Annotated in this window: 10 protein-coding genes and 1 riboswitch; of the genes, 7 read left to right on the top strand and 3 right to left on the bottom strand. The window is 72.5% G+C overall.

Annotated features, from left to right (window positions below):
• Positions 1-255: 255 nt before the first annotated feature.
• The gene (locus AOK18_RS08120; protein WP_055693880.1) at positions 256-981 is read left to right on the top strand and encodes a lysophospholipid acyltransferase family protein; all 726 of its coding nucleotides are present in this window, start codon (positions 256-258) and stop codon (positions 979-981) included.
• Positions 982-1,143: 162 nt separating this feature from the next.
• Here the strand turns inward: AOK18_RS08120 and AOK18_RS08115 are convergent, their stop codons facing one another.
• The gene (locus AOK18_RS08115) at positions 1,144-1,440 is read right to left on the bottom strand and encodes a type II toxin-antitoxin system Phd/YefM family antitoxin (protein WP_055571166.1); all 297 of its coding nucleotides are present in this window, start codon (positions 1,438-1,440) and stop codon (positions 1,144-1,146) included.
• Between the two features lie 95 nt (positions 1,441-1,535).
• On the opposite strand from AOK18_RS08115, the gene AOK18_RS08110 reads away from it, so the two are divergent.
• The 3 genes from AOK18_RS08110 (at position 1,536) to AOK18_RS08100 (ending at position 3,512) form a co-directional block, all read left to right on the top strand.
• Positions 1,536-2,171, top strand: coding sequence for an ATP-dependent Clp protease proteolytic subunit (locus AOK18_RS08110; RefSeq protein ID WP_055693879.1), 636 nt, complete (start codon positions 1,536-1,538; stop codon positions 2,169-2,171).
• A 7-nt stretch (positions 2,172-2,178) separates the two neighbouring features.
• Positions 2,179-2,487 carry a hypothetical protein gene (locus tag AOK18_RS08105; RefSeq protein WP_055571168.1) on the top strand — a complete coding sequence of 103 codons (309 nt, stop codon included), beginning with the start codon at positions 2,179-2,181 and terminating at the stop codon, positions 2,485-2,487.
• 412 nt (positions 2,488-2,899) lie between these two features.
• Positions 2,900-3,035, top strand: a riboswitch (cyclic di-AMP (ydaO/yuaA leader).
• Between the two features lie 3 nt (positions 3,036-3,038).
• The gene (locus AOK18_RS08100; RefSeq protein WP_055571169.1) at positions 3,039-3,512 is read left to right on the top strand and encodes a C40 family peptidase; all 474 of its coding nucleotides are present in this window, start codon (positions 3,039-3,041) and stop codon (positions 3,510-3,512) included.
• Between the two features lie 183 nt (positions 3,513-3,695).
• On the opposite strand, the gene AOK18_RS08095 is transcribed toward AOK18_RS08100, so the two are convergent.
• Positions 3,696-4,169, bottom strand: coding sequence for an ATP-binding protein (locus tag AOK18_RS08095; RefSeq protein WP_055571173.1), 474 nt, complete (start codon positions 4,167-4,169; stop codon positions 3,696-3,698).
• 211 nt (positions 4,170-4,380) lie between these two features.
• Between AOK18_RS08095 and AOK18_RS08090 the strand changes: the two genes are divergently transcribed.
• Entirely contained in the window at positions 4,381-5,241 is an 861-nt protein-coding gene (locus AOK18_RS08090; protein WP_055571170.1) for a helix-turn-helix domain-containing protein, read from the top strand.
• A 9-nt stretch (positions 5,242-5,250) separates the two neighbouring features.
• A complete protein-coding gene (locus tag AOK18_RS08085; protein ID WP_055571171.1) occupies positions 5,251-5,475 on the top strand; it encodes a DUF397 domain-containing protein in 225 nt (74 codons plus the stop codon).
• A gap of 67 nt (positions 5,476-5,542) precedes the next feature.
• On the opposite strand, the gene AOK18_RS08080 is transcribed toward AOK18_RS08085, so the two are convergent.
• A complete protein-coding gene (locus tag AOK18_RS08080; protein ID WP_055571172.1) occupies positions 5,543-6,670 on the bottom strand; it encodes an 8-amino-7-oxononanoate synthase in 1,128 nt (375 codons plus the stop codon).
• A 146-nt stretch (positions 6,671-6,816) separates the two neighbouring features.
• On the opposite strand from AOK18_RS08080, the gene AOK18_RS08075 reads away from it, so the two are divergent.
• Positions 6,817-7,415: biotin synthase BioB (locus tag AOK18_RS08075; protein WP_157865054.1), on the top strand; the 599-nt coding region annotated here is incomplete at its 3' end.

The raw sequence follows: 7,415 nt of genomic DNA, 5'->3' as shown, positions 1-7,415 counted from the left end.
GGGCCGGAGCCCGCCCGGGGCGCTCCGCCGTGCGGCGGATCCCGGCGGAGGACCGCCGCGGTGGCACGGATCCGCGTCCACCCCTGCGCTGACGGATGTTCAGCCGTCCGGCGGGCTCCGCCCCGGCCGCTCCCCGCCCGTCGTACAGGGTGCCGGACAGGCCCGCCCCGACCTACACTGACAGCCCCACGACGTGCCGGTTGACCTGCTGCAACACGCCGCTGGGCCCGTCCGACGGAGCCGAGGAGCGCGCCCTTGTTCTACTACCTGCTGAAATACGTACTTCTGGGCCCGCTGCTGAGACTGGTCTTCCGGCCTCGAATAGAGGGTCTGGAGCATGTGCCGTCGTCCGGGGCGGCCATCGTCGCCGGCAACCACCTGTCGTTCTCGGACCACTTCCTGATGCCCGCGATCCTCAAGCGGCGCATCACGTTCCTCGCCAAGGCCGAGTACTTCACCGGCCCGGGCCTCAAGGGCCGGCTGACGGCGTTCTTCTTCCACAGCGCGGGGCAGATCCCGGTCGACCGCTCCGGCAAGGACGCGGGCCAGGCCGCCATCCGGGAAGGCCTCGGGGTGCTGGGCGGGGGGGAGCTGCTCGGCATCTACCCGGAGGGCACGCGGTCGCACGACGGACGCCTCTACAAGGGCAAGGTCGGGGTCGCGGTGATGGCCCTCAAGGCCGGTGTCCCGGTGATCCCGTGCGCGATGATCGGCACCTTCGAGGCGCAGCCGCCCGGCAAGGTCGTCCCTCACCTCCACCCCGTGGTGATCCGCTTCGGCGAACCCCTCGACTTCTCGCGCTACGAGGGCATGGAGGAGGAGCGCGCCGTGCTGCGCGCGATCACCGACGAGATCATGTACGCCATCCTGAAGCTGTCCGGACAGGAGTACGTCGACCAGTACGCGGCCGTCGCCAAGGCGGAGGAGGCCGAGCGCAGGGCGGAGGAGAAGCGCCGGCTCCCGCGGGCGCCGCGGGGCTGAACCCCCGCCGGGCCCTCGGCCCGGCGGGCGGGCGAGCGGCCCACGGGTGAGGGGCGGCCGGACGACTCCGGCCGCCCCTCACCCGTTCGTCCTCCGGACCGGCCCACCGGGGGCCGCGGGCCCCGGGCTCCGGACCGCCCTGCCGCCCCGTCGGCCGGCCGCCTACGACGTGGCCGTCCCCCGGTGTTCCGCGGCGATGCCGAAGCGCTGTTGTTCGCGGGGAGCGGACGCGGCCTCGCGGACCCCGGCCACCGTGCTGACCACCGGCTCGCCGACGGCCTCCCGGGCCTCGTCGAGCTCCTGGAGTCGGTCGAGACGGCGCAGGTCATCGGCGGAGACGAGGGCGACGAGGGGCTTTCCGTGCCGGGTCACGACGACGCGCTCACCGCCGTACACCACACGGTTGATCAGGTCGGCGAGCTCAGCCCTCGCTTGCGTCACCGGAATCTCGTAGGCCATGTCTCCATCATAACGTCACGTACGTCCTGTACATTTTTGACAGACAGCCGCCCCGCGGACAGCCCCCGTGCGGCCGGCCGCCCCGAGGAGGAGCCATGACCCGACCGTCCGCCCGCCCCACCGTGCCCGGGTCCACCGGTCGCACGACGTCCGGGCACCGGAGCACGGATCCGTACGCGAAGCTGATGGAGGAGCGGATCCTCCTCCTGGGGACGCCGATCGACGAGGCCTCCGCGAACGACCTGGTCTCCCGGTTCCTGCTCCTGGAGCACCGGGCCCCCGACCGGGCCATCGCCCTCCACGTCAACTCCCCCGGCGGCTCCTTCCACGCCATGTCCGCGGTCTACGACACCCTGCGCTTCGTCACCTGCGCGGTGGAGACGGTTTGCACGGGCCGGGCGGAAGGGACGGCCGCGCTGCTCCTGGCCGCCGGGACGCCGGGCAGGCGGTACGTCCTGCCGGGGGCGCGGCTGGTGCTCCGCCGGCCGGCGCCGCCGGAGCCGCTGGAGGGAAGCGCGAGCGAGCTGGCCGCCCGGGCGGAGGAGCTGTCGCGGATCCGGGACCGGATGGAGGAGATGCTGGTCCGGCACACCCGCCGCACCCCGGAGCAGGCGCGCTCGGACATCGAGCGCGACACCGTCCTCGACGCGCGGGCGGCGGTGGAGTACGGCCTCGCCGACCGGATCCTGACCGCACGCGAAAGCCCGCGCCCCGTCCCCGGTGCGAGGTGAGCCGCCGGTGCTGCCTCCCGAACTGCCGCCGCTGCCCGCGCTGACCCGCGCCGAGGCCGAGTTGATCGACTGTTACCTCGACGCCGTCGACCTGCTCGGCCGGATCAACCCGGCCCGCGACGGCGACACCTATCGTGGACTGCGCGCCGCACAGGCGCTGGTCACCAGGGCCGTCGCCCTGCGCGACGCGCTGGCCCTGATGCACCGGCGCGGCGAGACCGAACTCCACGCCGCCACGCTGGCCCGGGCCCTGCGGGTGCTGGACGGCGACCGGCGCACGGCCCGGGTCACGCTGCCGCCGGACCCCGGCAGTTGACGCCGCCGTACCGGTCCGGCCGGGAACGAGGTCGGCGGCATGTCCGCACCGGAGTCGAAACGGACCAAAGGGGGTACCGCCAACCGGCTTAGATACCCCCTTCTTTTCGGACCGTCCCGGTTGCGCACCGCGCGTGGCCGCGTAGCGGAACAGGTCGTCCCGATGCTGGTCCGGGCCTCCTCGGCACCGCGGACCCCGCCCCGGACACGGGGTTGTCCACTCGAACGGATGAGTGGTGAGTAACAACACAAACCCTCGGTTCAGTTGGGATTTCGGGCCGACGGTTGCCAAGATCGCTCACTGACGACAAGACCCCGCCGCCGCGGCGGGGCGATCCGGGCGGACGCCGAGTCCTGCCGCCGCCCGGATGACCGGTCGACAGGAGTGGATCGGCAGGAGTGGAGGACCCGAGCAAGACGGGTCGCCGGAACGGGAGTTCTTTTCCCGTGCCGAGCAGCCCTTGGGGTGAAGCCGCACTCGTGCGGCCGGGCAACTTCGCCAGCCCGAATCCGACAGGTCATCCTTCACAGGCGGCTGACGAAGGGTTGCGCATGACCGCGCTCAATCGTGTCCCGTCTCTCATGGCCCGGGCCGGCACGGCCTCGGCCCTCACCCTGGCCGCCGTGGGCGGCTCGATCGTCCTCCCCGGCACCGCCCCGGAGGCCGCGGCCGCGACCACGGCCACCAAGGCCCTCAAGGTCGCCGCGTCCAAGAAGGGCGCGCCCTACCGGTGGGGCGCCACCGGTCCGAGCCGCTTCGACTGCTCCGGACTGACCCTCTACTCGTTCAAGAAAGCAGGCAAGCAGCTGCCCCGTACCGCGGCCCAGCAGTACAACAAGACCCGCCACGTCTCCGCCTCGAACCGCAAGGCGGGGGACCTGGTCTTCTTCCACTCGGGATCGAACGTCTACCACGTGGGCATCTACGCGGGCCAGAACAAGCTCTGGCACGCGCCCAAGACCGGGGACGTGGTGCGCCTGCAGAAGATCTGGACCAAGAGCGTCTGGTACGGCCGGGTGAAGTGATCCGCGAGGGCGGCGGCACCCCTCTGCCGCCGCCCCGCCCAACACGCCGGGCGCCGCCCGGACCGCGCACCGGCCCGGTGCTCGCGGATCCGCGTACCGCCCGGACGGGTGAGCGGGTCCTCCTCCCGCCCTCCTCTCCGCTCGCTCTCCTGCCGGCCCCCGTTCCCTCCTCCCGCCGCGCCCCTAGGGTTCCCGGCGTCCCGCCCCGTCGACCACCGCGGCCGGCCCGGTGGTCGACGGGGCGGGCCACGGGAGGACGACGGAGACCGTCTTCCCGCCCTCCCGGGTGGGGCGGACCCTCATCCTGCCGCCGCACTCCACGGCCAGCCAGCGGATGATGACCAGCCCCCGGCCGTTGTCCTGCTGGACCGCGGCGGGGAGCCGTTTGGGGAACCCCGGGTGGCTGTCGGTGACCCCGATGCACAGCCGGTCGTCCCGGTCGAGGACGAGGTCCACGGTGAACGTGGGCGACCGTCCCAGGGTGTGCTGCACCGCGTTGGTCGCGAGTTCGGACACGATCAGCCGGACGGTTCCGGACACTTCCGCGTCCTCCGGCACACCCCACTCCGCCAGCGTGCCCACCGCGTGGGCGCGCGCCACCGAGACCGAGGCGGGATCGCTCGGCAGAGTGATGGATGCTTCCAGATGGTCTGCCATGGCGATGTCGTCCCTTTCCACGGGACCGCAGTCCGACACGGAGCGGATGATTCGAGTACGGTCCCGCACTGGTGCTTCGTCGCCAGACTGCCATCACCGCAGGCCGTCGGCGGCGTTACGGCCGAGATATGCATATATCTGTCGCTCGAAGCGGTGAACTCTACGACGGGAGACCGTATTTGGGTGGCGTCGAGGGAGTAGGGGGGAAGTCATGCAGCACGGACCCGCGGTACGCCGCCGGAAACTGGGTGCCGAACTGCGCTCGTTGCGCACGTCGGCGGGGTTCACCAGTGGTGAGGCGGCCCGGCTGGTGGGCTGGCACCAGTCGAAGGTGAGCCGCATCGAGACGGGCACGAGCGGGGTGAAACCGGCCGACGTGCGGTTACTGCTCGACGCCTACGGTCTGGACGACGTCCAGTTGCGGGAGTTGCTGCTGGTCCTGGCGGGGTCCGACGACAACGGCGGGCGGCACCACTGGTGGCACGCGTACCGCGGGGTGCTGCCGCCCACCTACCGGGACTTCATCAGCCTGGAGTCCCAGGCCAGCGCCATGCGCACCCTGGAGACCACGGTGGTCCCCGGGCTGCTGCAGACGCCCGAGTACGCGCGGGCGGTGACCGAGGCCGCCCTGGAGGGCGCGTCCGAGGAGCGGCTGGACACGCTGGTGGAGGTACGGCTGGCCCGGCAGGACGTCCTGCGGGCGGATCCGCCGCTGGAGTTGAGCGCGGTCCTCGACGAGGCGGTGCTGCGGCGACAGGTCGGCGGTCCCGGTGTCATGGCCCGGCAGCTGGAACGGCTGGTGGAGGCGGCACGCCTCCCCCAGGTGAGGCTCCAGGTACTGCCGTTCACGGCCGGGGCACACATCGGCGTCACCGGACCTTTCGTAATCTTCTCATTCTCGCGCACTTCTGATCTGGATGTTGTGGTTCTCGACCACTTGACGAGTAGCCTCTATCTGGAGTGGAAAGAAGACCTCCGGGCGTACTCGGAGGCTTTCAACGCCCTCTCGATCCACGCCCTTTCGCCAGAGGACTCGTTGGATTTCATCGCCGGGACAGCTGCCGGCGTGTAAGGAGGCACGATGACCGCTCCGCCTCGGACCCTTCCCTCCAGCACCGGCCTGCACGGTGTGCGGTGGCTGCGCAGCAGCTACAGCACGGGCGCGAACAACTGCGTGGAGACGGCCCGACCGTCCTCCGGCCCCGGGGCCGGACTGCTCGCCGTGCGCGACTCCAAGGACCCGGCCGGCCCCGCGCTGCTCGTCTCCCCCGGAAGCTGGACGGAGTTCGTGGCCGCGCTCCACTGATCCGCCGGTCCGCCGGCGCCCGTCCGACCGTCCGTCATCGGGCGGCTCACGGCCGTGTCACGCCGACTCATGGCCGCGTGTCGCCGATCACCTGTACAGCGCGTTCGATCTCGGCCCCGGACAGGTCCGCGCGGGCGGTCAGTCTGAGCCGTGAGATGCCGTCGGGCACGGAGGGAGGACGGAAGCAGCCCACGGACAGGCCGGCCGCCCGGCAGTCGGCCGCCCATCGCACGGCCTGCTCCGGGGACGGGGCGCGCACGGAGACGACCGCGGCGTCGGGGCGTACGGCCTCGAGGCCCGCGGCCGTCAGCCGGTGGTGCAGGGCGCGCGCCACCGCGCCCGCCCGCGCCGCGCGCCCGGGTTCACGGCGCAGCAACCGCAGGGCCGAGAGCGCGGCTCCCGCGGCCGCCGGCGCCAGGCCCGTGTCGAAGATGAACGTCCGGGCCGTGTTGACCAGGTGTTCGACGACCCGTGCCGGGCCGAGCACGGCTCCGCCCTGGCTGCCGAGCGACTTGGACAGCGTGAGCGTCACCACGACGTCCTCGGCGCCGGCGAGCCCCGCCGCGTGCGGGGCGCCGCGCCCGCCGTCCCCGAGCACCCCGAGGCCGTGGGCGTCGTCGAGCACCAGCCCCGCGCCGTGCTCGCGGCACGCCTCCGCCAGCGCGGCGAGCGGAGCGGCGTCCCCGTCGACCGAGAAGACCGTGTCGGACACGGCGACGGCGGCTGCGCCGTGCCCGTCCAGCGCCTTGCGCACGGCGTCGGGGTCGGCGTGCGCCACGACCTGTGTCCTGCCCCGGGCCAGCCGGCAGCCGTCGATCAGGGAGGCGTGGTTGCCGGCGTCGGACACGATCAGCGAGCCGTGCGGGGCCAGCGCGGTGACGGCGGCGAGGTTGGCCGCGTACCCGGAGGAGAGGACGAGGGCCGCCTCGAAGCCGCAGAAGTCGGCCAGTTCGCGTTCCAGCTCGGTGTGCAGTTCGGTGGTGCCGGTGACGAGCCGGGACCCGGTGGCCCCGCCGCCCCAGGTCCGCGCGGCCCGCGCCGCGCCCTCGGCCACCTCCGGATGACGGGCCAGGCCCAGGTAGTCGTTGCTCGCCAGATCGAGGAGCGGGGCGTCGGCGGCCCGCGGGCGCAGGGTCCGTACGAGTCCGGCCCGGCGGCGCAGTTCCGCCTGCTCGTCGATCCAGCCGAACGCCATGGGCCCTCCGGTGCTTTTGTAGGCAACGGACAGAGAGTAGCGGGACGGCCGCCGGAGCACCGTGTGGCCATGCCCACAGCCTGCGGCGCCTCCGTTGTGCGGATCCTCCTTGGCCGGGGCGTCCGGATAGGACAGGATCGGCTCCCATGGACCTGCTGAACACGCTGGTGGACAAGGGGCTTCGGCGCGAGACGCCGACCCGTGCGGAAGCGCTGGCCGTCCTCGGGACGTCCGACGACGAGCTGCTCGACGTGGTGGCCGCGGCCGGAAGGGTGCGGCTGCACTGGTTCGGCCGGCGGGTGAAACTCAACTACCTGGTCAACCTCAAGTCCGGCCTGTGCCCGGAGGACTGCTCCTACTGCTCCCAGCGGCTCGGCTCAAAGGCCGGCATCCTGAAGTACTCCTGGCTCAAGCCCGACCAGGCCTCACAGGCGGCCGCCGCCGGACTGGCGGGGGGCGCCAAGCGGGTGTGCCTGGTGGCCAGCGGCCGCGGTCCGACCGACCGCGACGTGGACCGGGTCTCCGACACGATCCGGGCGATCAAGGAGGGCAACGAGGGCGTCGAGGTGTGCGCCTGCCTCGGGCTGCTCTCCGAGGGCCAGGCGGAACGGCTGCGCGAGGCGGGCGCGGACGCCTACAACCACAACCTCAACACCTCCGAGGCCACCTACGGGGACATCACCACCACACACACGTACGCCGACCGGGTGGACACCGTGCGCAAGGCGCACGGTGTCCACCCGGT

It is taken from the genome of Streptomyces prasinopilosus (genome assembly GCF_001419695.1).
Taxonomy (GTDB): domain Bacteria; phylum Actinomycetota; class Actinomycetes; order Streptomycetales; family Streptomycetaceae; genus Streptomyces; species Streptomyces prasinopilosus.
The sequence above is the reverse complement of the archived record's forward strand: the minus strand, read 5'-3'. Positions and strand labels throughout refer to the sequence as shown.

Coding starts and splice junctions, on each gene's coding strand:
- AOK18_RS08115 (WP_055571166.1), bottom strand. CDS start 1,440: ATGGCCTACGAGATTCCGGTGACGCAAGCGAGGGCTGAGCTCGCCGAC.
- AOK18_RS08110 (WP_055693879.1), top strand. CDS start 1,536: ATGACCCGACCGTCCGCCCGCCCCACCGTGCCCGGGTCCACCGGTCGC.
- AOK18_RS08100 (WP_055571169.1), top strand. CDS start 3,039: ATGACCGCGCTCAATCGTGTCCCGTCTCTCATGGCCCGGGCCGGCACG.
- AOK18_RS08095 (WP_055571173.1), bottom strand. CDS start 4,169: ATGGCAGACCATCTGGAAGCATCCATCACTCTGCCGAGCGATCCCGCC.
- AOK18_RS08090 (WP_055571170.1), top strand. CDS start 4,381: ATGCAGCACGGACCCGCGGTACGCCGCCGGAAACTGGGTGCCGAACTG.
- AOK18_RS08085 (WP_055571171.1), top strand. CDS start 5,251: ATGACCGCTCCGCCTCGGACCCTTCCCTCCAGCACCGGCCTGCACGGT.
- AOK18_RS08080 (WP_055571172.1), bottom strand. CDS start 6,670: ATGGCGTTCGGCTGGATCGACGAGCAGGCGGAACTGCGCCGCCGGGCC.